Annotated in this window: 21 protein-coding genes; 10 read left to right on the top strand and 11 right to left on the bottom strand. The window is 45.3% G+C overall.

The genetic code is table 11. The features are described from left to right. Position 1: 1 nt before the first annotated feature. The 4 genes from yajC to J4N37_RS02690 form a co-directional block, all read right to left on the bottom strand. Positions 2–331 carry a preprotein translocase subunit YajC gene (yajC, locus tag J4N37_RS02705; protein ID WP_010446143.1) on the bottom strand — a complete coding sequence of 110 codons (330 nt, stop codon included), beginning with the start codon at positions 329–331 and terminating at the stop codon, positions 2–4. Between the two features lie 177 nt (positions 332–508). After that, positions 509–1,645: a tRNA guanosine(34) transglycosylase Tgt gene (gene tgt, locus J4N37_RS02700; protein ID WP_005424899.1), complete on the bottom strand. Its 1,137-nt coding sequence runs from the start codon at positions 1,643–1,645 to the stop codon at positions 509–511. A 270-nt stretch (positions 1,646–1,915) separates the two neighbouring features. After that, a complete protein-coding gene (gene queA, locus J4N37_RS02695) occupies positions 1,916–2,968 on the bottom strand; it encodes a tRNA preQ1(34) S-adenosylmethionine ribosyltransferase-isomerase QueA (RefSeq protein ID WP_045393637.1) in 1,053 nt (350 codons plus the stop codon). A 245-nt stretch (positions 2,969–3,213) separates the two neighbouring features. Continuing rightward, a complete protein-coding gene (locus J4N37_RS02690; protein ID WP_045393634.1) occupies positions 3,214–4,377 on the bottom strand; it encodes a trypsin-like serine protease in 1,164 nt (387 codons plus the stop codon). A gap of 255 nt (positions 4,378–4,632) precedes the next feature. Between J4N37_RS02690 and J4N37_RS02685 the strand changes: the two genes are divergently transcribed. Next, the gene (locus tag J4N37_RS02685; RefSeq protein WP_252041633.1) at positions 4,633–4,854 is read left to right on the top strand and encodes a hypothetical protein; all 222 of its coding nucleotides are present in this window, start codon (positions 4,633–4,635) and stop codon (positions 4,852–4,854) included. A gap of 234 nt (positions 4,855–5,088) precedes the next feature. Then, positions 5,089–5,535: a CBS domain-containing protein gene (locus J4N37_RS02680; RefSeq protein ID WP_331419721.1), complete on the top strand. Its 447-nt coding sequence runs from the start codon at positions 5,089–5,091 to the stop codon at positions 5,533–5,535. A 105-nt stretch (positions 5,536–5,640) separates the two neighbouring features. On the opposite strand, the gene aceA is transcribed toward J4N37_RS02680, so the two are convergent. From aceA to J4N37_RS02665, 3 genes are all read right to left on the bottom strand, one after another. Beyond that, positions 5,641–6,954 carry an isocitrate lyase gene (gene aceA / locus J4N37_RS02675; protein ID WP_005440333.1) on the bottom strand — a complete coding sequence of 438 codons (1,314 nt, stop codon included), beginning with the start codon at positions 6,952–6,954 and terminating at the stop codon, positions 5,641–5,643. A 148-nt stretch (positions 6,955–7,102) separates the two neighbouring features. Beyond that, positions 7,103–8,731 carry a malate synthase A gene (aceB, locus tag J4N37_RS02670; protein WP_252041631.1) on the bottom strand — a complete coding sequence of 543 codons (1,629 nt, stop codon included), beginning with the start codon at positions 8,729–8,731 and terminating at the stop codon, positions 7,103–7,105. Positions 8,732–9,337: 606 nt separating this feature from the next. Further along, on the bottom strand, positions 9,338–10,243 hold the full coding sequence (locus J4N37_RS02665) for a hydrogen peroxide-inducible genes activator (protein WP_005440336.1): 906 nt from the start codon (positions 10,241–10,243) through the stop codon (positions 9,338–9,340). Positions 10,244–10,443: 200 nt separating this feature from the next. Here J4N37_RS02665 and J4N37_RS02660 point away from each other — a divergent pair, with 200 nt between their 5' ends. The 6 genes from J4N37_RS02660 to J4N37_RS02635 all read left to right on the top strand — a co-directional run bounded on the left by J4N37_RS02660 (position 10,444) and on the right by J4N37_RS02635 (position 15,207). Next, positions 10,444–11,052: a peroxiredoxin C gene (locus tag J4N37_RS02660; protein ID WP_005424820.1), complete on the top strand. Its 609-nt coding sequence runs from the start codon at positions 10,444–10,446 to the stop codon at positions 11,050–11,052. 274 nt (positions 11,053–11,326) lie between these two features. Next, complete coding sequence (locus tag J4N37_RS02655; protein ID WP_252041630.1) at positions 11,327–12,070, top strand: copper homeostasis protein CutC; 744 nt, start codon at positions 11,327–11,329, stop codon at positions 12,068–12,070. Positions 12,071–12,136: 66 nt separating this feature from the next. Beyond that, entirely contained in the window at positions 12,137–12,913 is a 777-nt protein-coding gene (ppk2, locus tag J4N37_RS02650) for a polyphosphate kinase 2 (RefSeq protein ID WP_252041628.1), read from the top strand. Between the two features lie 9 nt (positions 12,914–12,922). Then, positions 12,923–13,855, top strand: a complete 933-nt coding sequence (locus J4N37_RS02645) for a LysR family transcriptional regulator (RefSeq protein WP_252041627.1) — start codon at positions 12,923–12,925, stop codon at positions 13,853–13,855. 138 nt (positions 13,856–13,993) lie between these two features. Beyond that, positions 13,994–14,638, top strand: a complete 645-nt coding sequence (locus J4N37_RS02640) for a YadA C-terminal domain-containing protein (RefSeq protein WP_010446117.1) — start codon at positions 13,994–13,996, stop codon at positions 14,636–14,638. A gap of 50 nt (positions 14,639–14,688) precedes the next feature. After that, positions 14,689–15,207 (top strand): hypothetical protein, encoded by a 519-nt coding sequence (locus J4N37_RS02635; protein ID WP_252041626.1) that lies wholly within the window; start codon positions 14,689–14,691, stop codon positions 15,205–15,207. Here J4N37_RS02635 and phoU read toward each other — a convergent pair. The 4 genes from phoU to J4N37_RS02615 are packed head-to-tail and all read right to left on the bottom strand — an operon-like array spanning position 15,194 to position 20,660. Further along, the gene (phoU, locus tag J4N37_RS02630) at positions 15,194–15,901 is read right to left on the bottom strand and encodes a phosphate signaling complex protein PhoU (protein ID WP_045393605.1); all 708 of its coding nucleotides are present in this window, start codon (positions 15,899–15,901) and stop codon (positions 15,194–15,196) included. The two genes, J4N37_RS02635 and phoU, sit on opposite strands and share 14 nt — an antisense overlap. 32 nt (positions 15,902–15,933) lie before the next feature. Further along, on the bottom strand, positions 15,934–16,752 hold the full coding sequence (gene pstB / locus J4N37_RS02625) for a phosphate ABC transporter ATP-binding protein PstB (protein WP_010446113.1): 819 nt from the start codon (positions 16,750–16,752) through the stop codon (positions 15,934–15,936). Positions 16,753–16,754: 2 nt separating this feature from the next. After that, positions 16,755–18,428 carry a phosphate ABC transporter permease PstA gene (gene pstA / locus J4N37_RS02620; protein WP_252041625.1) on the bottom strand — a complete coding sequence of 558 codons (1,674 nt, stop codon included), beginning with the start codon at positions 18,426–18,428 and terminating at the stop codon, positions 16,755–16,757. Between the two features lie 27 nt (positions 18,429–18,455). Beyond that, the gene (locus tag J4N37_RS02615) at positions 18,456–20,660 is read right to left on the bottom strand and encodes an ABC transporter permease subunit (RefSeq protein ID WP_252041624.1); all 2,205 of its coding nucleotides are present in this window, start codon (positions 20,658–20,660) and stop codon (positions 18,456–18,458) included. Positions 20,661–20,872: 212 nt separating this feature from the next. Here J4N37_RS02615 and ppk1 point away from each other — a divergent pair, with 212 nt between their 5' ends. Both ppk1 and ppx read left to right on the top strand, forming a co-directional pair. Beyond that, positions 20,873–22,963 (top strand): polyphosphate kinase 1, encoded by a 2,091-nt coding sequence (ppk1, locus tag J4N37_RS02610; RefSeq protein ID WP_252041622.1) that lies wholly within the window; start codon positions 20,873–20,875, stop codon positions 22,961–22,963. Beyond that, positions 22,947–24,452: an exopolyphosphatase gene (ppx, locus tag J4N37_RS02605; RefSeq protein WP_252041621.1), complete on the top strand. Its 1,506-nt coding sequence runs from the start codon at positions 22,947–22,949 to the stop codon at positions 24,450–24,452. The genes ppk1 and ppx overlap by 17 nt, the downstream gene beginning before the upstream one ends. Positions 24,453–24,467: the final 15 nt, after the last annotated feature.

Raw genomic sequence — 24,467 nt, 5'->3', positions numbered from 1 at the left:
TTTATAGAGACTTCAGTGTACCTTTTGGTAGCACTGCAGTTACGAAGTCTTTCTTGATTACAACTTCATTGTTTGCATTAAGCTCAATTGAAATGTAGTCGTTGTCTTCAGCAATCTTAGTGATTTTACCCACTAGACCACCGCTTGTTAGAACTTCATCGCCTTTGCCCATTGAAGACATCAGGTTCTTGTGTTCTTTAACACGCTTAGATTGTGGGCGGTAGATCATGAAGTAGAAGATCACCGCGAACATGCCTAGCATGATTAGCATTTCAAAACCGCCGCCTGCTGGTGCGCCTTCTGCTGCTGCGTGAGCTTGAGAAATAAACATTAAAACATCCTCATTATATTTTATTGATAATCCAACAAGTTGGGCTTTCGTAATTTAGATTCAAGTTTGAGATTAAGTAATAGAGATCACCTTCTCAAAAATAACGTACGTTAGCCTACTTTATTAGCAAAAGCCTCTGGCAACATGCCAAAGGCTTTAATTCTTTTAATCTGTTAATTACTGCTCTTTTGCTAGCGGTGGTACTTCACGACCACGACGCTCATAGAATTCAGTAACGAACTCATCGAAACGATCTTCATCAATCGCCTTACGAATGCTTTCCATCAGACGCTGGTAGTAGCGTAGGTTGTGGATAGTGTTCAGGCGAGCACCTAGGATTTCGTTACAACGCTCTAGGTGGTGAAGGTACGATTTGCTGTAGTGCTGACAAGTGTAACAGTCACAGTGCGGATCTAGCGGAGTTGTATCCGTTTTATGTTTCGCATTACGGATCTTGATCACACCACCAGTCACAAATAGGTGACCATTACGCGCGTTACGCGTTGGCATTACACAGTCGAACATGTCGATACCACGACGAACACCTTCAACCAAATCTTCCGGTTTGCCTACGCCCATTAGGTAACGAGGCTTGTCTTCTGGAAGCTGTGGACACGTGTGCTCAAGGATACGGTGCATGTCTTCTTTCGGTTCGCCTACTGCAAGACCACCAACCGCGTAACCATCAAAACCGATTTCCGTCAGGCCTTTGATAGACACATCACGCAGATCTTCGTAAACACCACCTTGAACGATACCAAATAGGTTGTTCGGGTTTTCTAGCTTATCGAAGTGGTCACGTGAGCGTTGTGCCCAACGTAGTGACATTTCCATCGATTTTTTCGCTTCGTTGTGTGTCGCTGGGTATGGCGTACACTCGTCGAAGATCATTACGATGTCAGAACCTAGGTCTTTTTGGATTTCCATCGACTTTTCAGCGTCCATGAAAATCTTGTCGCCGTTTACTGGGCTACGGAAGTGAACACCTTTTTCAGTGATCTTACGCATTTTACCTAGGCTGAATACTTGGAAACCGCCTGAATCAGTAAGAATAGGACCGTGCCAGTTCATGAAATCGTGCAGGTCACCGTGCATTTTCATCACTTCTTGACCAGGACGTAACCATAGGTGGAAAGTGTTGCCTAGCAGGATTTCTGCACCCGTGCCTTTTACTTCTTCCGGAGTCATACCTTTAACGGTACCGTAAGTACCTACTGGCATGAATGCTGGAGTTTGAACAGTGCCACGTTCGAAGGTCAATTGACCACGACGCGCATTGCCGTTTTTCTTTTTAAGATCGAATGATAATTTCACGATGCCTCCGAGTGTCAGAGAAACAGTCTGACTATGTATCTTGGGGTCTCCCCCACTTTAAGGAGCGGTCGCCTTCCGTGCGAGAGACAAAGCAGAAGTTCTGCTCTGTTTCCTAGCGTACTGCTAGCACTCGTAAATCGTTAGTTTTCTAACCCCTCCTAACTTACCCCTTCACAAGAGAAAAGAACTGTTCTGCAGATGCCTTAATTGGCGAGACCGCATCACGTCCCCTTCCCTTTTTAAGGAGAGGGCTAGGGAGGGGTTAAAACATTATGCTGTCTTCTTTTTTATAAACATTGAGTCACCGTACGAGAAGAAACGGTATTTGTTTTCCACCGCATGCTTATAAGCATTCATGGTGTTCTCGTATCCAGCAAACGCACTGACCAACATGATCAACGTTGATTCTGGTAAGTGGAAGTTGGTGATCAAACAATCCACCAACTGGTACTCGTAACCAGGGTAGATAAAGATTTCAGTATCGCCAAAAAATGGAACCAATTCTGTCCCTTTTTTCAGCGCGTCTTGAGCTGCACTTTCTAGTGAACGCACTGATGTTGTACCGACTGCGACGATTCGACCGCCGCGCGCTTTAGTTGCGTTAATCGCATCCACAACATCCTGCGGTACTTCTACGTATTCTGCGTGCATGTGATGATCGCTAATGTCATCCACTTTTACTGGTTGGAACGTACCCGCACCCACGTGCAAAGTAACGTATGCAAACTCAGCGCCTTTCGCTTTGATTTTCGCAAGCAGAACATCATCAAAGTGAAGGCCCGCCGTCGGCGCTGCAACCGCACCTGGCTTTTGGTTATAAACCGTTTGGTAACGCTCTTTATCCGCGTCTTCATCTGGGCGGTCGATGTATGGAGGAAGTGGCATGTGACCAATTTCTTCCAAAATCTCGAGTACCGTCTTATCAGAGTTAAATTTCAGCTCAAACAGCGCGTCATGACGTGCCACCATCTCAGCTGAGTATTCGTCGTTCTCGCCAACAAGGATGGTTGTGCCTGGTTTAGGCGACTTAGAACAGCGAACGTGAGCGAGAATGCTTTTCTCATCGAGCATACGCTCCACCAGCACCTCTAGCTTACCGCCGGAGGCTTTTCGACCAAACATACGCGCAGGAATTACACGAGTATTGTTGAAAACCACTAGGTCACCGGCTTGAACTTGTTCTAACACATCGGTAAACGTGCCATCAATTAGCTCACCAGTATTGCCGTCCATTTGCAGCAGTCGGCTAGCGGTACGCTCTGGCTGAGGGTAACGAGCGATAAGTTCATCTGGAAGGTCGAAATGGAAATCTGATACTTGCATGTTACTTGTCTTATCTATTGGTCAAATCACGTCAAGAACGACGATAAAATTGCGACGAGTTTTTCGCAGCAGACTAGTATATGTTTACATGCTGCAATAGCAAGCAAATCCCCCTAGATTGACTGTAAAAGCTTTCATTAAGAGTGTAATAAAACGTGAAAGATGCAGAAAAGGCACACATAAAAAAAGCAGCGAAGTGCGCTGCTTTTTAAAATGTCCAAATGTATTTATCAGTCGTTGATCGTTTAACTTTTGCGTCGGCGCGCCCACACCAGTGGAACAAGTAAGCCGAATAGCCAAGCGCCTAAGCTACCACCCTCGTCTTCAGAGCCTCTAAAGTTACAGTTGTTAGTAGCAATACCGTCATGGCACTCTTTTTCATCTTCTTCTCTGGCCACAATAATAAAATTCGGCTCAATAATATAACTCGTGGGCGGCGCATCAGCGGTAACGTAAGACTGTATCCAGTCATAATAGTGACTTACTTTGGTAAAAAAGCTAGGTATCGTGACAGAACCACAAGTCGGTAAAATAATCGGGCCCCCACTCACGATACCGATTTGCAAACCAGTCGCATCATCAATTAACGGACCACCACTGTCTCCTTTACAAGCACTATTGCCATACTGCGTCCGATCGTGCGGTTCGAGAACATCAACCTCTGTTGGTAAGGTACAAAGTTTAGTTTGATTATTTCTCGAGTTAATCACACCAGGGTAACTATGCCCAACTTCCAAACGCTCATAGCACTGATCAATTGGTAAAAATGCACTCGTAGTTTTTTGAAGATAAACTGATGGAATTTCAGCTTTTGGTGTCGTGGTTCCCCAACCAAATACGGATACATTTGGGTAGCGCTGATTTGTCGTGTACTCCTGACTCCAATCGAGGTTTAACCTTGCTTCAATCTCGATCATATCATCCATGGAAGCCAGTGTTGCAACAGCGGCATTAGTAACTGGGCGATCAAGGTATAGTAAAGCTATATCACTATCTAGAGCCGTTTGAATTGGCACGACGTTGCCTTTTTTATCCAATTTAGCTTTAGCAATTCGAGTGTAGTTCGGATGAACTACAACATGAGAAACCGTGTAATAATTATCTATAGAGGTACTATTAAGGTCGTAAGCTTTGGCGGTAACCGCAAGATCACCAGGAGTTGTAACATAATATGAACTCTCATCAGTGCCTTGACCCATAACAACACAGTGTGCCGCAGTCAGTACCCATTGCTTATCAACAAGAGTTCCCCCACATATTGGAAACTCCGCCATGTTGCTCGCCCGTATTGTTACGCGATCAGAAGGATTCCTCTCCAACGAACCGAGCACGATAGCCTGAGCAGATTGTACGCCCAATGTCGCAATAGCCATCGCGATGAGTTTTTTGTACCTCAGTGTTTTATACATAATTATCTTCGTTCTAATTAGGTTGCGCGTATCTTCTATCACAGGCTTATCTAGTAAAATCAAGCAAGTAAAAATGTGCGATTCAACTCATTAGATTACATTCTGACCACATACCTTATCAGTGAAAAATGCAAACTGGCTCGCATGGCATTTTTTCAGCAACCAACAGCGATAACTAACAAATGCATCAGTAGTAAAGTAGATGAACTATATTGAAAGTGAGCATTTGCTCTTTAGACATTTATTGAGGTAAGTATGAAGATGTTAACTCTAGCGCTGAGTGCTGCCGTACTCGCGTTTTCATCTGGTGCAATAGCAAGCACCAGCAATGATCGGCTCAAAGTGATACAAGACGCCTGTTACCTAAAACAGGTACCTCGTTTATGCGCCGTCAACCTGCCAGATAAAAGCTACATCGGTCGCTGTGTCGACGCGAAAGCTTATGGTCTTATCTGTATGCATTTCAAGCAACGTTAAGAGTAACCAAAGCTAAGGTTTTAACGCCTTAGCTTTGGTTATTTATGATAGCGCTTACATCCTAGATTCGTCCTAAATGAGTAGCTGGATTTATGGAAAACACCAGTTCATTTTCACCTCTGATTGATCTCTATCTAATCGTTTTATTTTATTAGTGAAAAACGAGTTAGCTCCCAGATATACAGCAAAATATTCTCTATATTTAAGAGAAGGACAATGCCGCTGGAGGTCTCTATGATCAAGGTTGAAGACATGATGACTCGCAACCCTCATACCTTGCTGCGTGAGCACACATTACGTGACGCAAAAAGCATGATGGAAGCGCTTGATATTCGACATATTCCGGTTGTTGATGCCAATAAACACCTAAAAGGCTTGGTGACTCAACGCGATATTCTTGCTGCACAAGAATCCTGCTTGCACCCAGATGAGGCTGAACAATCTTTTACCCTCGACACGCCGCTTTACCAAATGATGCACACCAACATCATGACTGCTGAACCAAGAGCTGGTTTAAAGGAAAGCGCAATCTATATGCAAAAGCATAAAGTCGGCTGTTTGCCAGTGGTCAATAAAGGTCATTTGGTGGGTATCATCACAGATACAGACTTTGTAACCATTGCGATTAACTTGTTAGAACTGCAAGAAGAAACCGAGCCGGAAGAAATCGAAACAGAGTAATAAGCAACGAAACGTTAGTTGCCCAGATTACAGGCAAAAAAAGAGCGGCTCAATCGCCGCTCAAAGATGTCATTACTAACGTAGTAATTGTGGACTCTATGCTGATTAGAATTGGTCTTCTTCAGTAGAACCTGTCAGTGCTGTCACTGATGAGTTGCCACCTTGGATTGTGTTGGTCATTCTATCGAAGTAACCCGTACCAACCTCTTGTTGGTGCGCTACGAACGTGTAGCCTTTTTCTGCCGCTTCAAACTCAGGACGCTGAACCTTCTCAACATAATGACGCATGCCTTCGCCTTGTGCGTAAGCGTGAGCCAGTTCGAACATGTTGAACCACATGTTGTGGATACCTGCTAGCGTGATGAATTGGTACTTGTAGCCCATGTTAGCCAGCTCTTGTTGGAACTTAGCAATGGTTTCTGCGTCTAGGTTCTTCTCCCAGTTGAATGAAGGCGAACAGTTGTATGCCAACAGTTGGTCTGGGTACTCTGCATGAATCGCTTCTGCAAACTTGCGTGCTTCTTCTAGGCATGGCGTTGCTGTCTCACACCAGATTAGATCCGCATATGGCGCGTAAGCTAGACCACGAGAGATAGCTTGGTCGATACCTGCACGTACACGGTAGAAACCTTCTTGAGTACGCTCACCTTCGATGAAGTCTTTATCGTATGGGTCACAGTCAGATGTTAGTAGGTCTGCTGCGTTTGCATCGGTACGTGCGATTACTAGTGTTGTCGTGCCAGCAACGTCCGCTGCTAGGCGAGCTGCGACCAGTTTTTGCACTGCTTCTTGAGTTGGAACCAGTACTTTACCGCCCATGTGACCACACTTCTTCACGGATGCCAGTTGGTCTTCAAAGTGAACACCTGCCGCACCTGCATCGATCATCGATTTCATTAGCTCGTAAGCGTTCAATACACCACCAAAGCCTGCTTCCGCATCCGCAACGATTGGTAGGAAGTAATCAATGCCGCCTTCGTCTTCTGGTGACTTGCCTGCTGACCACTGAATTTGGTCTGCACGACGAAATGAGTTATTGATGCGTTTTACTACCGACGGCACAGAATCTACTGGGTACAGAGATTGGTCTGGGTACATCGTCGAAGCGGTGTTGTTATCCGCCGCTACCTGCCAACCTGATAGGTAAATCGCTTCAATACCTGCTTTTGCTTGCTGTACGGCTTGACCACCCGTCAGTGCACCAAGACAGTTTACGTAGCCTTTCTTTGAACTACCGTTGACCAGTGACCAAAGTTTGTCAGCACCACGTTGTGCGATTGTGTTCGCAGGCACCATAGAACCACGCAGTTCTACCACTTCTTCTGCTGTGTAAGTACGCTTTACATTTTTCCAGCGTGGGTTGGTTGCCCAATCTTTTTCCAGAGCTTCAATTTGTTGGCGGCGAGTTAAGTTAGTCATTGGTCTATCCCTCTTATAATGTGCACTTGTGCATGTGCGTTGAGTTTTCCGTTCTCAGGCAGTACATCCTTATCTGCCTCGAATCCTTCACGTATTGGTTAAATAAACATGTATTAGTTAAATAAATTGAGTGTTCTAAATCTTTGGGTTAATCCAGGTAGTCGTAACCTGGAATGGTTAAAAAGTTGGTCAGTTCATCACTGGTAGTGAGCCTAGCCATCAAGTCTGCCGCTTCTTCAAATCGACCTGCTTGGTAACGCTGCTCGCCAATTTCTTGCTTCACGACTTCAATCTCTTCTTTCAGATACAGTTCGAACAGCTCTTTAGTGACCTTCAATCCGTTGTCGAGCGACTTACCGTGTTGAATCCATTGCCAGATAGAAGCTCGTGAGATTTCTGCTGTTGCTGCGTCTTCCATCAGTCCGTAAATCGGCACACAACCGTTGCCAGAGATCCAAGCTTCGATGTATTGCAGCGCAACGCGGATGTTATGGCGCATGCCCTCTTCTGAACGTTCACCTTCGCACGGTTCAAGCAGCTCTGCGGCGGTGATTGGTGCGTCTTCTAAGCGGCTCACGTCCAATTGGTTGGTGCGCTGCCCCAGTGTGGCACTGAACACTTCCATTGCGGTGTCTGCCAACCCCGGGTGAGCAACCCAAGTGCCGTCATGACCGTTGTTAGCTTCTAGCGATTTATCGTTGTGGATCTTATCCAATACTTTTTGGTTTTCTTGTGGGTCTTTAGCCGGAATAAAGGCTGCCATGCCGCCCATCGCAAATGCGCCACGTTTATGACAAGTACGCACCAATAATCTTGAGTAAGCGTTGAGGAATGGTTTGTCCATCGTCACTACTTGGCGATCCGGAAGTACGCGGTCTGGGTGGTTTTTCAGTGTTTTGATGTAGCTAAAGATGTAATCCCAGCGACCGCAGTTCAAACCAACGATATGCTCTTTCAGAGAGAACAGAATCTCATCCATTTCGAATACGGCTGGTAAGGTTTCAATCAGCACTGTCGCTTTGATGGTGCCAGTATCCAAACCGAAATACTCTTCGGTGAAATGGAACACTTCGCTCCACCACTTCGCTTCATGATGCGATTGCAGTTTCGGAATGTAGAAGTAAGGACCGCTTCCCTTTTTCAATAGCGCTTTGTAGTTGTTGTAGAAGTACAGAGCGAAATCGAATAGCGCACCTGGAATGATCTGACCGTGCCACGTTACGTGTTTTTCTTTTAGATGTAGTCCGCGAACACGGCAGATCAACACCGCTGGGTCTTCTGCCAGCTGATAGTGTTTACCATTGCCAGGGTTGGTGTAGCTGATGGTGCCATTAACAGCGTCGCGCAAGTTAATTTGACCATCCAGAACTTTACTCCACGCAGGAGACATCGAATCTTCGAAGTCTGCCATGAACACTTTTACATTCGCATTCAGTGCGTTAATCACCATCTTGCGATCAGTCGGTCCTGTAATCTCCACTCGGCGATCTTGCAGATCTTGCGGGATTCCAAGGATCTTCCAGCTTCCTTCACGAATGTCTTGTGTCTCTGGTAGAAAGTCTGGCAGTTCACCAGCGTCGATGCGTGCTTGCTTCTCTTCTCGTGCTTCCAGCAACTGTTCAACACGTCCGGCAAATTTTTCACACAGTAGAGTTAAAAAGGTTTGGGCTTCAACAGGGAAAATTGCTTGATGTTCAGGAGCAACGACTCCATTCACCTCAAGCATGCCTTGGGTTTGCTTTAGTTGTTGTGTTTTTTGTTCTGTCTGAGCAAGCATAATCATTCATCCTTAACGTGCTTTATTCATCTTGGGCAGTCCGCCTAAAGCTACATTTGTAAGTTATGAACAACAAATTACATCCTTCGATTTGGTGTTCACTTCGCTTCGTTGTGTCTATACATTGCGCAACCTGAATTGCTTTTTCAATCTAGACATAAGTCTTACAAGCCTTTAATTAAGCTAACCCAACAAAGGTTTAAGCGAAACCCCTTAAGTAAACAAAACGTTAAATTCAAAGTTTTATTCGGTATCAAACAAGTGTTTGATTTTTGAGTTTAATTTGTAAGTTATTACGTAACTAAATTACATTAAATTTACAGGTTATTTTTGAATTCAAACAAGCGTATGAATAGTGAGGCAGGAGAAAAATCCTTGTATTCACAAGGGCTAGGAAGAGGAAATTAAACGCGACTTAAACGCGTTACACAGGCAGTTGTGTAAAATTAACATTGTGAAATTTCACTATTTTATGAAAGCTTCATGAAAGTTCATCTGTAAAATTTTACAAGTCAAAGTTCACGCGCAGAATAAAATGCTAAAAAGCGCACTATTTCTAGTGCGCTTTTTGATATTAGATCGGGAGTAGCAGGCTAATACTAATAGCTAAAGCAGTTCAGAGACGACTTCTGCCAATTGATTGAAAGTGTTTGATCGTGACGAGCTCGGACGCCAAACCAAACCAATATCGCGATATGCTTGCTGACCAGGAGGGTCGATCACCACCAAGTTCTGGTTGTGTAGCAAACCATGATCAATCGCCATTTGCGGGATAAACGTGGTGCCCAGACCATTCGCCACCATCTGCACTAAGGTATGAAGACTGGTTGCGGTGAATGGGTTGATCTTCTCTTTGTCCGTTAGCTTACATGCTGAAACCGCGTGCTCAGTAAGGCAGTGTTCTTTCTCTAATAAGAAGACGGATTCATCTGGCAAGTCTGCATAACGGATCGGCACAGGTACGGAATCCGCTTGATTGGCGCTGATCACCATGCGGAATGGGTCTTGCCCCACCACTCGGCTTTCCATTCCCTCTATTTCTACTGGCAGAGCCAGAATCAACACGTCCAACTCACCGTGGCGAAGTGCTTGCAGCAAGTTGGTCGTCGTATCTTCTCTTAATAGAAGGTTTAATTGTGGGAAGCGGTAGTTCACCTCTTGAACAAGGTCGCACAATAAGAAAGGAGCAATGGTCGGAATACAGCCTACTTTAAGCTGCCCTTCCATATCATCGCCTTGGCATAAACGCCCCAACTCAACAAGATCTTGCCCTTTGGCGAGAAGTTCTCGACCATGCTGCACCACCATCTCACCAGCTTGGGTGAAAACCAATGGGCTTTTTTTATCTTTCTTTTCGTAAAGCGGGCAACCAATCAACTCTTCAAGGTTTTGGATGCCTTTACTTAAAGTAGATTGACTGACAAAACAACGCTCAGCAGCATCACTAAAATGTCGAGTTTCGTGCAGAGTGACCAAATAGTGTAACTGCTTCAAGCTAGGCCATTTATTCATAATTCTATTTGTATCTATTGCTGTTCCAGTGATCGAGATAATAGTTTCGGTGTTATCGCTTTTTTCGATGAACTCAATCTATTTATTTCGCTTTTTTCAATACTACAATCTGTACTATAGTTTGTCTCGCACAAACACGGACCAAACCTAAATAACTGAATGTAGGTTTGGAGCAAACCAAAATTTTTAGGAGCAAAAAAATGGTACTAGTAGGTCGTCAAGCCCCTGACTTTACTGCAGCAGCTGTTCTAGGTAACGGCGAAATCGTTGAAAACTTCAACTTTGCAGAATTCACTAAAGGTAAGAAAGCAGTAGTATTCTTCTACCCACTAGATTTCACTTTCGTTTGCCCATCTGAGCTAATCGCATTCGACAACCGTCTAGCTGATTTCCAAGCTAAAGGTGTTGAAGTAATCGGTGTTTCTATCGATTCTCAGTTCTCTCACAACGCATGGCGTAACACTGCTATCGAAGATGGCGGTATCGGTCAAGTTAAATACCCTCTAGTTGCTGACGTTAAGCACGAAATCTGTAAAGCGTACGATGTAGAGCACCCAGAAGCAGGCGTTGCTTTCCGTGGTTCTTTCCTAATCGACGAAGACGGTCTTGTACGTCACCAAGTAGTTAACGATCTACCCCTAGGTCGTAACATCGACGAAATGCTACGCATGGTTGATGCACTAAACTTCCACCAGAAGCACGGCGAAGTATGTCCTGCACAATGGGAAGAAGGTAAAGCAGGTATGGACGCATCTCCAAAAGGTGTTGCAGCGTTCCTATCTGAGCACGCAGACGACCTAAGCAAGTAATAGACACTGCCGCCCAAGCTCAATGGGTGTGTTGGTTGGATGTATATATAAAGCAAAAGCTATAGCGGAAAAACCGCAAACGCCAATCAGTCTAAGTAAAGTCATAAAAAAGCCCAGAGTTCACTCTGGGCTTTCTTTTTATCCGTGCTTTTGAAAAGCAAAAGAGGCAAGCATAACGCAAAAAGTTTACCTCTATTTCCCTCGGTCTCAGTACAGATTCTCCCCTTTCGTCCTGCTAGTATTTGCTGTAATTACAATAATTCAGGACAACCTCGTGAACACTCAACTTGAAGTCTGTATTGATAACATTGAATCTCTCCACAACGCGATTGCCGGTGGTGCAACCCGCATCGAACTCTGCTCTTCACTTGCTTTGGGTGGCTTAACCCCAAGCTATGGCTTTATGCAGCAAGCCGCTAAACACTCTACTATTCCGGTTTACGCGATGATTCGCCCTCGCCAAGGTGACTTCTTCTACAGTGAGGAAGAAATCGAAATGATGCGTTGGGATATTGAAGCCGCTAAACAAGCAGGCTTGAATGGTGTCGTGCTCGGCGTGCTCACTCAAGACGGCGACGTTCATATGCCGTACGCAACGACACTGTGTGAATTTGCTCAAACGCTTGGCTTAGGCGTGACCTTCCATCGAGCCTTTGACCAGTGTCGCGACGCTGAAAAAGCGTTAGAAGAAGTGATCAGCTTAGGTTGTGAGCGTATTTTAACCTCCGGTCTTGCGCCTTCGGCACCGCAAGGTATCGATGTGCTTAAAACCTTAGTTGAGCAAGCGCAAGGACGCATTGCGATAATGGCGGGCGCCGGAGTGAATGCGGACAATGTTGGCCAGATCGTTGAGCAAGCCAAAGTCACCGAAGTGCATTTATCTGGCAAGACAACTCGCCCTAGTCACATGACCTTTATTGCCGAGCAAAGCAAAATGGGCGCTGCCGATGTGGATGACTTTTCGATTCCTGTCACCAACACCGATGCTATCGCGAACATGGTAACAGCTCTCAATTAAGCGCTTTCAAATCCCGTCTTTAGTTATTGAGTGCTAACATATTGATAACTAAGGACGGGAGGAAACATGGCGAAACTAAAGAAAAAGGAATACGAAGAAGCACTAGAACAGCTGCAAATTGAGTTGGTTAAGCTCCAAGAGTGGGTCAAACACAAAAGGCTTAAAGTCGTGGTACTGTTTGAAGGACGTGACGCCGCTGGCAAAGGTGGCACCATCAAGCGCATCACTGAAAAACTTAACCCTCGAATCTGCCGTATCGCAGCCCTTCCCGCCCCAACAGAAAAAGAAAAAACACAATGGTACTTCCAGCGCTATGTAGCACACCTACCTGCTGCTGGAGAAATCGTGCTGTTTGACCGCAGTTGGTACAACCGTGCCGGCGTAGAGAAAGTCATGGGCTTTTGCACCCCAGACCAATATGAAGAGTTTCTCCGTTCTTGCCCGGAGTTTGAACGCATGCTTCAGCGCTCTGGCATCATCTTAATTAAGTACTGGTTTTCGGTCTCCGATGAAGAGCAAGAAAAGCGCTTTCTAGAACGCATCAACACCCCAATTAAACGCTGGAAGTTCAGCCCAATGGATTTGGAATCACGCAATCGCTGGGCAGAATATTCAGAGGCAAAAGATAAGATGTTTGCCTATACAGATACGAAAAACTGTCCTTGGTGGGTAGTCCCTTCTGATGATAAAAAGAAAGCTCGATTGAACTGTATCAGCCATCTGCTTAGTCAAGTCGAATACGAAGAACTTGAGCATCCAGTTATCGAATTGCCAGAGTTGAATAAAGAAGGTTATGTCCGTGCGCCTATCGACGATCAAACCTTCGTTCCTGATAAATATTAGAGATGTATCATGGCGAAAGACCTGTTTCACACCCTTGACCTGAATCTGCTCAAGACCTTTATGGTTTTGATGCAAGAGCGAAACATGCGTAAAGCATCACAGCGCTTGTTTGTCTCACAGCCCGCCATCAGTCAAGCGCTACAAAAGCTACGCAACCACTTCGATGACGAGCTGTTTGTGAAAGTAAAAACAGGTCTTGAACCAACACCGTTCGCCGAATCTCTCGCCAACGATATTACGCCGCACCTCGATGGTTTAGCTGCCGCAGTTAATCGCTCTCATCAGTTTGATCCTGCCGAAGTGGACAACAAAATTCGAATTGCACTGGCACCAATCACAATGACTTGCCTGCCCGGGTTTCTGTTCGAACAGATGCGTTCTCTTGCCCCTAATGCTCAACTTGAATTGGTTGGTTGGTCAAACAGCACTGTCGATGAAATCTTAAAGGGTGAAACACTGATAGGTGTGAACTACGAATTACTCCTTAGCAATAAAGAGATATACACACCTAAAATACTGGATTTGAAGGGACGTATTTTTGTCCGTGAAGATCACCCTATCACCAAACCTCATGTTGAACCACATGATCTTGGCGGATACCCAATTGCTTCTTTGATTTCCCCTGGGTGGAACGACAAGTTCAGTTACGCGTCTGAGCTTCTTACCGAAATGGGCGTTGAACACAGCATTGGCTTTCGCTCAGAAATGGTCTCTGCAATACTTGATGTCGTTAAACACACTGACATGTATTTACCTCACTCCAATTTACTTCCGGTTGAGCAATTTCCGGGATTAAGAGCCGTTGACGTCACGATTGATGGTCAACCACAAATGAAATCCGTGCATTGTCACATGCATGTTCGAAACCGGAATAACCCACTAGTAAAATGGTTAACAGAGCTTATCCAACAAGGTCTAAAACTACAAGCTAATAAGTTCTGATTATCATCAAGATAACGACAGTTACTTGGTCATAAATAAAACTTCTCAATAAGATAGCCCTGCTTTTAAGGGAAATGACAAAAAGCGATTGCTTACAGTAAGGATGCTGTCACTCGTTTACTTATTGAGAGTTCAGACATGACTAAAAAACTTGTAAAGCTAACCGCTGCTTGCACCCTACTGGCTTCTTTCAGCTCAGTTTCCGCGGTTGTCCCAGATCGTCCAATCCCACAAGTTCCAACTAACCCAATTGAAGAGCTACCAATTGCTCCACCGATTGAGCCTGCACCAGAGCATCCAACGCTTCCTGAGCCAGACAACGGTATTCCAGGTGTACCTGAGCGACCAAAACCACAACTTCCAACTAATCCAATTGAAGAGCAGCCTGTTCACCCAATTGAAGACTCTACCCCACCCAATCGACCTCAACCAGCTTCTCCAGAGCAACCTATTGAGCGCGATACCACCGATGATCGATTGATTCACTTGGAAGGGCTAGCGGCAGAATATGATTACCGCTTAAACCAGCAAGCAGAACAAATGGACGGAGTCCGAGCAAGCTTACACGCTGTCACTAATGCTCGACCTTATGCGACAAATGGTGAACTGGCTATCGGTGCTGGTGTTGGTTTCGCGGGAAGTAAAGAAGCAATAGCAATTGGCGGCGCTTACGGCTTAACGGACCAAGTTAGCCTTTCAGGTACATTCCACTATGAATCATCAGGCAAATATTCATCGTCTGACGTTGCTGGAGGTGTAGGTATCCAGTTTAACTTCAGATGATAAATTAATTTTGCATGTTGCCAAGGAGGGCGATTACAGGAGCAATAAATATGAAAAACACCCTTTTATTAGTGTTCATCTTAGTTTTGCTACCAGGTGTCACTTCAGCGAAGAGCCTACACATATCCCCTGAAATAAAAATGGGCCCATACTGGGGGGCTGGTATTTCAGGGGGAGGCTTGCAACTTGGGGGAACGGATGTCCTCGGATTGGATGCTCTCTATATGAGCTACTCTCACACATCCGCTGAGTTATTATGGGATAAAGACCGATTAAAGACCTACCGAATAGGAGGCCAATATCAACTTTTAGACCATCCGAATAAGCTTGGCTTTCAAATTGAAGCAGGCCTCGTAGAGTATGAAGGGCAACGGGACTATATCTGGTCCGATAAATCAAGAAGCGCCCATGGTTCAGGAGCAAGCATTTCAGGCGCGTGGGTTCTGTTTTTGAACGAACATGTTGGGCTTAGAGTAGGAGGCGACTTCAACTATATTGATAAAAAGAAAACCTTACTAGGCAATAGTTGGAGTGCGACCTTTTCAACAGGCATTGTTATTCATCTTTAGATAAAACGTCATCTAAACTTTGATCGCCGAGATGACGTACATCTTTCCCTTTCACGAAGTAGATAATGTATTCACATATATTCTGGCAACGGTCACCTACACGTTCAATGGCACGAGCCGACCACATCACTTGCAGAATGTGAGGAATATTTTTCGGGTCTTCCATCATATAAGTCATCAACTGGCGAATCACTGCTTCATATTCCGCGTCTAACTTATCGTCAAGCTTATGTACTTCTGCGGCCGCTTCCACATCCATTCGAGCAAAAGCATCGAGTACTTGGTGCAGCATTTGGATCGCCTGACGACATAAAGGCTCTAACGAGACTTGGAATTGGCGCTCTTGCGATGATGGGCTTTCGATCGCTACGTAGGCAATGCGTGTCGCAACATCACCAATGCGTTCAAGATCTGTGATGGTCTTAATGATAGCCATGATCAAGCGTAAATCTTTTGCCGTAGGCTGACGCTTAGCGATGATACGGGTACAAGCGTCGTCAATAGAGACTTCCATCGCGTTCACTTTATGATCATCACGCACAACTTTACGTGCCAGTTCGATGTCTTCCTTATGTAAGGCTTGAATAGCATACGACAGTTGCTGCTCTACTAAGCCACCCATGGTAAGTACATGGGTACGAATCGATTCTAGCTCTACGTTAAATTGTCCTGAGATATGACGTCCAAAGTGCATGGCTTTCTTTTTAATCCTTGAAAGGTCGCGGCTTAACCGTAACGACCGGTGATGTAATCTTCGGTTTGTTTCTTCATTGGAGAGGTGAAGATCGAATCCGCATCCGAGTATTCAATCAACTTACCCATATGAATAAACGCAGTATGGTCGCTTACGCGCGCCGCCTGCTGCATGTTATGGGTAACGATAACCACAGTATATTGAGTCTTGAGCTCATTGATAAGCTCTTCAATAGTTAAAGTTGATATTGGATCCAATGCTGATGTCGGCTCATCTAATAATAGTACTTCTGGCTCAATCGCAACGGCACGTGCAATAACCAAGCGCTGCTGTTGTCCGCCAGAAAGTCCAAATGCGTTCTCATGTAAACGGTCTTTAACTTCATCCCACAATGCCGCAGACCGCAACGAGCGCTCAACCGCATCATCCAAAGTTCGGCGAGTCTTAACGCCCTGCAGACGGAGGCCGTAAACCACATTCTCATAAATTGATTTAGGAAATGGATTAGGGCGTTGGAATACCATACCGACACGGCGACGCAATGTTGCCACGTCAACACTTGGGTTATAGACATTCTTACCGTGCAAACGAACTTTACCCGTCACCTTGCAGCCTTCCACTAAGTCGTTCATACGGTTAATGCAACGTAATAGTGTTGATTTACCACAGCCTGATGGGCCAATGAATGCCGTTACACGCCCTTTCGGAATGCGCATGGAAATATCGTGCAGCGCCTGAGCCTGACCATAGAAAAGATTAAGGTTCTCGATAGAGATAGCCGTTTGTTCATCCGTTAGATTATGAACATCCAACGGCGGCTCATAACCCAATGTATTATCAAAGTTAAACATGCTTAATCTTGTCCTAAAGTTCGGTATTTCTCACGCAGGTTATTACGAATACTGATTGCTGTTAAGTTTAGTCCCACAATCACGGTCACGAGTAAGAAGGAAGTCGCGTAAACCAGCGGACGCGCGGCTTCAATATTTGACGTCTGGAATCCGACATCGTAGATGTGGAAGCCTAGGTGCATGAACTTTCTGTCCAAATGCACGTAAGGGAATTGCCCATCCACTGGCAAGCTAGAAGCCAGCTTCACAACTCCCACTAGCATCAAGGGTGCAACCTCACCCGCAGCACGAGCAATCGCTAGAATCAAACCAGTGATGATCGCAGGGGTTGCCATAGGCAAAACCACACGCCACAGAGTTTCAAACTGCGTTGCGCCTAAGGCTAGCGAACCATGACGAACAGAGCTTGGAATACGGGTTAAACCTTCTTCCGTGGTGACAATCACCACCGGTAACGTCAATACAGCTAACGTCAATGCTGACCACAACAAGCCCGGCGTACCAAAGGTTGGAGCAGGTAATCTTTCAGCGTAAAACAGGTTATCGATCGAGGCACCAATTGTGTAAACAAAGAAGCCCAAACCAAATACACCGTAAACAATCGAAGGAACACCAGCAAGGTTAATAACCGCAATGCGAATGACTCGAGTAAGCGCATTGTTCTTAGCGTACTCATGCAAATAGATCGCTGCCACCACCCCCAATGGCATCACGATGATCGACATAATGATAACCAAGAAAACTGTACCGAAAATCGCTGGGAAAACACCACCTTCAGAATTCGATTCGCGTGGGTCTTCTGAGAGGAACTTCCTAACCTGTTTCCCCCAATGAGCCACCTTTTCAGGCAGTGACATTTGGTTGGGATACCAGTAGTCCAAAATGTCTTCTAACGGAATCGAAACTTGAGTCCCGGTCATGTCTTCGACAATGAGCGCATAATCGGAGAAGCCCAAACGCAATCCATCAAGCTGCATGTCTAGATTGGCTAACTCTGCTTCAATTTCTGCTTTGCGTTGGCTGTTGTTTGCCAAAAACTCTTCGGTGATAGTGTCATTAAGCTCGTGCTTGCGCTTGTCTAAGCGAAGCTGTTCTAGCTTCCAACCCAAGTCTTTTACTTGATCATCCACCAGCATGTCGATTTCGTGATGCAAGGTTTCTGCATCATCAAGCTTCTGATCCAAAAGCGTTTGAATGTTGTTTTCGTAGCGCGTGTTACCATCTTGGAAAGCAACAAACTTACCGAAAAAGTAGCCACCACTGCTGCGCTCAATCACTGCCCATTCGCCCGGCGTCGCCGGCTCATCCAACTGCATTTTCAGTACCGAGATAAAGTCAGCTGGGTACAATTCGCGGTTGGCAATTTTGATGTTCAAACGTGTCGCAAATTCTTCGTCATCCGCGAGTTTATTTGCCGCTTCTTTTGGTAGGTAACTTCTTGGTACGAAACTGCGCTCGTAAACCTGGCCAACCAGAATCGAGTTTTCATGCAGCACTTCGCCCTGCACCGGAGTCAGCGCAGCAACGTTCCATTGATAAAGTGGCGCAGGCCAGAAGTAAGTAAGCCCCTTCCAGCCAATCAATAGCAATAAACCGAGGACAGAAAGCAAACTGATACTCACTGCTCCCCCGGTTAACCAAATCCAAGGTGCGCCAGAACGAATCCAATTTAACACGCTATTACTCGCTCTTCCGTTAACTGATTACAACGCACGATATTTATCTCTTAGTCTTTGACGAACCCATTCTGCCAAGGCGTTCACCGCAAAGGTGAAGACAAACAAAATTAATGCCGATAGGAACAACAATCGGTAATGAGAACTGCCCACTTCCGACTCTGGCAATTCAACCGCAATGGTCGCCGACAAGCTGCGCAAGCCTTCTAGCACGTTCCAATCCATTAATGGCGTATTACCCGTCGCCATTAATACAATCATGGTTTCACCCACAGCACGACCAAGCCCCATCATGATTGCCGAGAAGATACCCGGACTGGCTGTCAGCAGGACCACATAAATCAGGGTTTGCCATGGCGTCGCGCCGAGTGCTAATGAACCATCCGATAAGTGCTTAGGTACAGAGAAAATCGCATCTTCGGCAATGGTGAAAATCGTTGGTATAACCGCAAATCCCATCGCCAAACCAACCACCAACGCGTTACGTTGGTCAAAGCCAATACCATGGTCAGTCAGGAACAAACGCATATCACCGCCAAAGAAGGCTTGCTCAAGCATTGGCGACACCCACACACCCAGCCCGATCAACAACAGAAGCAAAGGCATCAATACTAAGGCATGCCACCCATTAGGAAAGCGGTTACGTATCGGCTGTGGGATCAGTGCCCATAGACCGCCCATCACCATAGTGCTTAGAGGCAGAACGAACAGCATCACCACAACGGTAATCAGATGGTCTTCCACAATCGGCGCGAACCAGAGCCCGGCAAGGAAACCAATAATAACCGTAGGCAAAGCTTCCATTAACTCGATTGATGGCTTCACCACTCGACGCATACGTGGCGACATAAAGTAGGCGGTATAAATTGCGCCTAAAACTGCCAGTGGTACCGAAAACAGCATCGCGAACATCGCCGCTTTAATGGTACCAAACGCAATTGGTACTAAGCTGAATTTCGCTTCAAAATCGTCACTGGCTGAGGTGGATTGCCAAACGAATTCTGGCTCAGGGTAACCTTCATACCAAACCTTTTGCCACAAGGAGGACAGAGAGACTTCGGGGTACGGGTTATCAACGAACGCGACATTCAATTCGCCGTTTTGCCATGTAATCAGATAGCGCTCGTTATTCGACATCCCCGCCATCGCTGGCGCTTGTGTGTAGGCTCGCTTAAACAACACCAATTTCTCACTGGTGGTGTAATGGCTTTGCAACGTACCGTTGGTGTAAAAGCTGTAGAAACCTTTGCGGTGTGAATCGGGAAGTAAATACTTCAGCTCAGACGCCAACTTAAAATCACGAATGTGAGTCAAAGTACGTTTGTCGCCCTGCAACGTATCAAACCATTGCGATACACGACCATCATTATGCGTAACGAGCAGAGAATACGCCCCAGCTAGCAAATCCATCGTTCTCACTGAATGCTTTGTATCACCTTGCGTTAGATCGATCACTTCACGTACCGAGAACTTACTTTCATCTTTCACAAGTACGATTAACTCAGAGCCATTACGCAAGTACAAGTTTTGCCCATCAGGTGTTAACAGTATTTGGTCTGGCGAGTCAAAACCGGAAGAAAAGGTGTAATTAACCGTTATGGGTAGCGCATCTAGTACTTGGGGCTCTTGCCAACGAGCTTTAAGCACTCCGCTCTGAGTCTGCCATACTAGAGTTGGGAATTGTGGGGATGTACTAAAAACAAACTTTGTCACCGGGTCGCTGGCATCTGTCAGCTGCATGTTCATGCTTGAACTAAAAGGTATCACTTCCGGTGGACGAGTGTTTTCGCGCAGCGTCGCGTTAAACTCCGGCTTGAAAATATGTGCTTTACCTTGGCCATCGACTAAACCATACCACCCCAGTCCCGGTGCAGACTGAGAAAACGCCACTGGGTTGTTAGCTATCTGCTGAGTGTAAAGCGCAGGCTTGCTAGAATCATCAAGAGGTAGAAAACGAACTTCACCGGATTGGGTTAAAACCAAACCGATTTGAGAGTAATCATCAACGGAAATTGCGAGTGGCTTCCCGCTTTGGGTTGCACGAGCGGCATAATTGGTTTCGATCTCTGCATCAGAAAACAGAGGGATGATCACCATCGCGAGATAAACAAAGATCAACACAAGAGCAGCAAGGACGCCTACACCACCGGATGTCACTGCAATTCGGACTAAACGATCTTTAATCAATCGTTTCTTATCTTTCTCCTGCAATGAAAACTCGGCTTGTGCCATTGATCTCTCTACCCTTTTTTACTTAGTACTAGAATATGTCGTTAAGATGACAATTATATTACAGATCACATTAAACAACTGAAAAGAATACAACTCTTGTACAGATCTTATTATGAAATAAAACTGTAACGTAAACCTCATAATGTTCAGACTCATCATTTTGTATCTCACTGGTGAGTACGGATCTACTTTATTTTAGGCTAGGTAAGGTTATGAGCTCAGAAAAACTCTATATAGAAAAAGAACTTAGTTGGTTGTCTTTCAACGAGCGAGTACTACAAGAAGCCGCTGATAAAACCGTTCCTCTCATTGAGCGAATTCGCTTTCTTGGAATCTTTTCCAATAACTTGGATGAGTTTTATAAAGTACGCTTTGCAGACGTAAAACGTCGGATCTTAATTAGCCAAGATCGAGGTGATAGTGATAACTCTAAGCACTTGTTAACTAAGATGCAAACCAAAGCTTTGAGGCTAAACGAGCAGTTCGATGAGCTATATAGTGAACTAATTCGGGAGATGGCTAGGCGCCGTATTTTCTTAGTGAACGAAAATCAGCTTGATGACACGCAAAAGCGTTGGATCACCAAGTACTTCCGTAAAGAAGTCATGCCGCATATCACACCACTTTTAATCAAAGATGACATCGATGTTTTGCAATTTCTCAAAGACGAGTACGCATACATTACCGTTGACTTACGTAAAGGCGATCAATCTCAATATGCTTTAATTGAAATCCCAACCGATCACTTACCTCGTTTCGTCATGCTACCTGAAAGAAAGGGTAAGCGACGTAAAACGATCATCCTGCTCGACAACATAATCCGCTATTGTCTCGATGAGCTATTCAAAGGCTTTTTTGAATACGATGAACTCAAAGGTTATGCGATGAAAATGACTCGGGATGCTGAATATGACTTACGCTTTGAAATAGAATATAGCCTGCTTGAGCAAATGTCTGAAGGGGTTAATCAACGCCTCACAGCACTACCCGTTCGGTTTGTTTATGAACGTGATATGCCACAGAAAATGCTGAACTTCTTATGTAATAAACTGGGAATATCTAGCTATGACAACCTCATTCCTGGTGGCCGTTACCATAACTTCAAGGACTTCATTGATTTTCCAAACGTTGGCCGTGACTACTTAGAAAACAAACCGATGCCACCAATGAAGTGTGCCGACTTTGAAGGTTACGCAAACAGCTTTGAAGCAATTAAAACAAAAGACATATTGCTGCACTACCCTTATCACACCTTCGATCATATTTCTGAATTAGTTCGCCAAGCCTCTTTCGACCCAAAAGTCCTCAGTATAAAAATCAATATCTATCGCGTCGCTAAAGACTCACGCTTAATGAACTCGTTGATCGATGCCGTACACAATGGCAAGGGCGTCACGGTTGTTGTGGAGTTACAAGCTCGTTTCGATGAAGAAGCTAACATCGAGTGGTCTAAGATACTGACCGAGGCAGGTGTGCACGTTGTCTTTGGTGCGCCAGGCCTTAAGATCCACTCCAAATTACTCTTAATAAGTCGTCGAGAAGAAGGCGAGATTATTCGTTATGCCCATATTGGCACGGGGAATTTTCATGAAAAGACAGCACGCATCTACACTGATTTTTCCTTACTCACTGCCGATCAGGAGATCACCGACGAGGTACGCAATGTGTTCGGATATATCGAAAACCCGTACCGCCCAGTTAAGTTTAGCCATTTGATTGTTTCTCCACGTAACTCTCGAACACAGCTATATCGTCTAATCGATGGTGAGATTGCGAATGCAAAAGCAGGAAAGAAAGCGATTTTGACCATCAAAGTCAATAACTTGGTTGACAAAAGCATCATCAACAAGCTCTATGGAGCCAGTAATGCGGGGGTAAAAATCAATATGATAATCCGCGGTATGTGTTCACTCGTGCCGGGTATTGAAGGGGTGAGTGAAAACATTCGTATTATCAGTATTGTTGACCGTTTCTTAGAGCACCCTCGCGTGATCATCACCCACAATAGTGGTGATCCACAAGTTTATATCTCGTCAGCTGACTGGATGACTCGCAATATCGACCACCGCATTGAGGTTGCTGTACCAATCCGCGATCCTCGTTTGAAACAAAGAATTATTGATATCACTAACATTCACTTTACCGATACGGTAAAGGCTCGGTTAATCGATAAAGAGATGAGCAATAGCTATGTACCACGAGGTAATCGTAAAAAAGTTCGCTCACAAGTTGCTATCTACGACTATCTTAAACATATAGAAAAGCAAATAAGAAAACAAAAATCAGATGCCTCAAATACTTGAACAAGATGTACGCCATATTGCCGCAATTGACCTCGGGTCGAACAGCTTCCATATGGTAGTGGCGAAAGTTGTGGGAAGTGATCTGCAATTAGTCAGCCGTCATAAACAACGCGTCCGCTTAGCTGCCGGACTCGATTCAGAGTTAAATCTCAGCCATGCCGCGATGGAGCGAGGCCTTGAGTGCCTCGCAATGTTCGCCGAACGCTTACAAGGCTTTGAAGCTTCAAACGTAAGAATTGCAGCCACCCACACCTTAAGGCGCGCTAACAACGCCCACCTCTTTATTAAACGAGCCAAAGAGGTGCTGCCTTTTCCAATTGAGATCATCCCGGGCGAAGAAGAAGCTCGCCTCATCTACCTTGGCGTCGCGCACACTCAAGCAGAATCTAACTCCAAGTTGGTCGTCGACATCGGCGGCGGAAGTACCGAGATGATCATCGGTCAAGAATTCGAACCTGAACTTCTCAACAGTAAGCAAATGGGTTGCGTGAGCTTTACCGAGCAGTTCTTCAATAATGGCAAACTGTCGAGTAAGAACTTCAGCAAAGCGATTCTCGCCGCAGAACAACGCATGGAATCCATTGCCTCAAAATACCGTAAGAAAGGCTGGGATATTGCTCTTGGATCTTCCGGTACTATCAAAGCAATACGCGAAGTCTTGATTGGTTTAGGTTATGAAGATGGGCTTGTCACCAATAAGCGTTTAGGCAAGCTTATCGACACGCTATGCGAGTTTGATTCCATTGATGATATCGAGCTTGTTGGTCTTAGTGACGAGCGTAAGCCAGTCTTTGCCGCAGGTGTAGCCATTTTATCTGCCATCTTCCAATCACTAAAAATCAACCAGATGTTCTTCTCGGATGGTGCGTTACGTGAGGGCTTGCTCTACGAGATGGAAGAGCGCTTCGCTCGGTCTGATATTCGTATGCGCACCACAGAGAACCTAGCTAAACAACATCGCGTTGATATTGAACACGCGGCACGCGTAAAAGGTCATGCAAGGGAGATGTTGAGCAATGTTCGTACTGAACTTGGTATCAAGAAAAAGAGTGAGTTGTTTGATTTACTGGAATGGGCGGCTTTACTGCATGAAGTTGGCTTGAGCATCAGTCTGCGCGGCTTCCATCGTCACTCATTCTACATTCTGCTGCACTCCAACTTACCGGGCTTTAACCGCGAGCAGCAATTGGTATTGGCGACCTTAGCTCGCTTCCAACGTAAATCCCTTAAGCTGAGTGAGCTCCCAGAGTTCAATCTCTACAAAGAGAGTGACATCATCAACTTAATTAAGATTCTGCGTCTAGCTATTGTGGTCAACGGTCAGCGTAACGACGATCCACTGCCAGAGCTGACGCTGTCGATACAAGAAAATAAGTGGGTACTTACCTGCACTGAAGAAGATTGGCTGGAGAATAACAAACTGCTCGATGCCGATTTGCAGGAAGAACAACAACGCTGGGAAAGCGCAGGATGGGTATTGAGCTTCTAACTGCAAATTCAATGA

Origin of the sequence: Vibrio sp. SCSIO 43153 (assembly GCF_023716625.1) — a bacterium.
Classification (GTDB): domain Bacteria; phylum Pseudomonadota; class Gammaproteobacteria; order Enterobacterales; family Vibrionaceae; genus Vibrio; species Vibrio rotiferianus.
The sequence above is the reverse complement of the archived record's forward strand: the minus strand, read 5'-3'. Positions and strand labels throughout refer to the sequence as shown.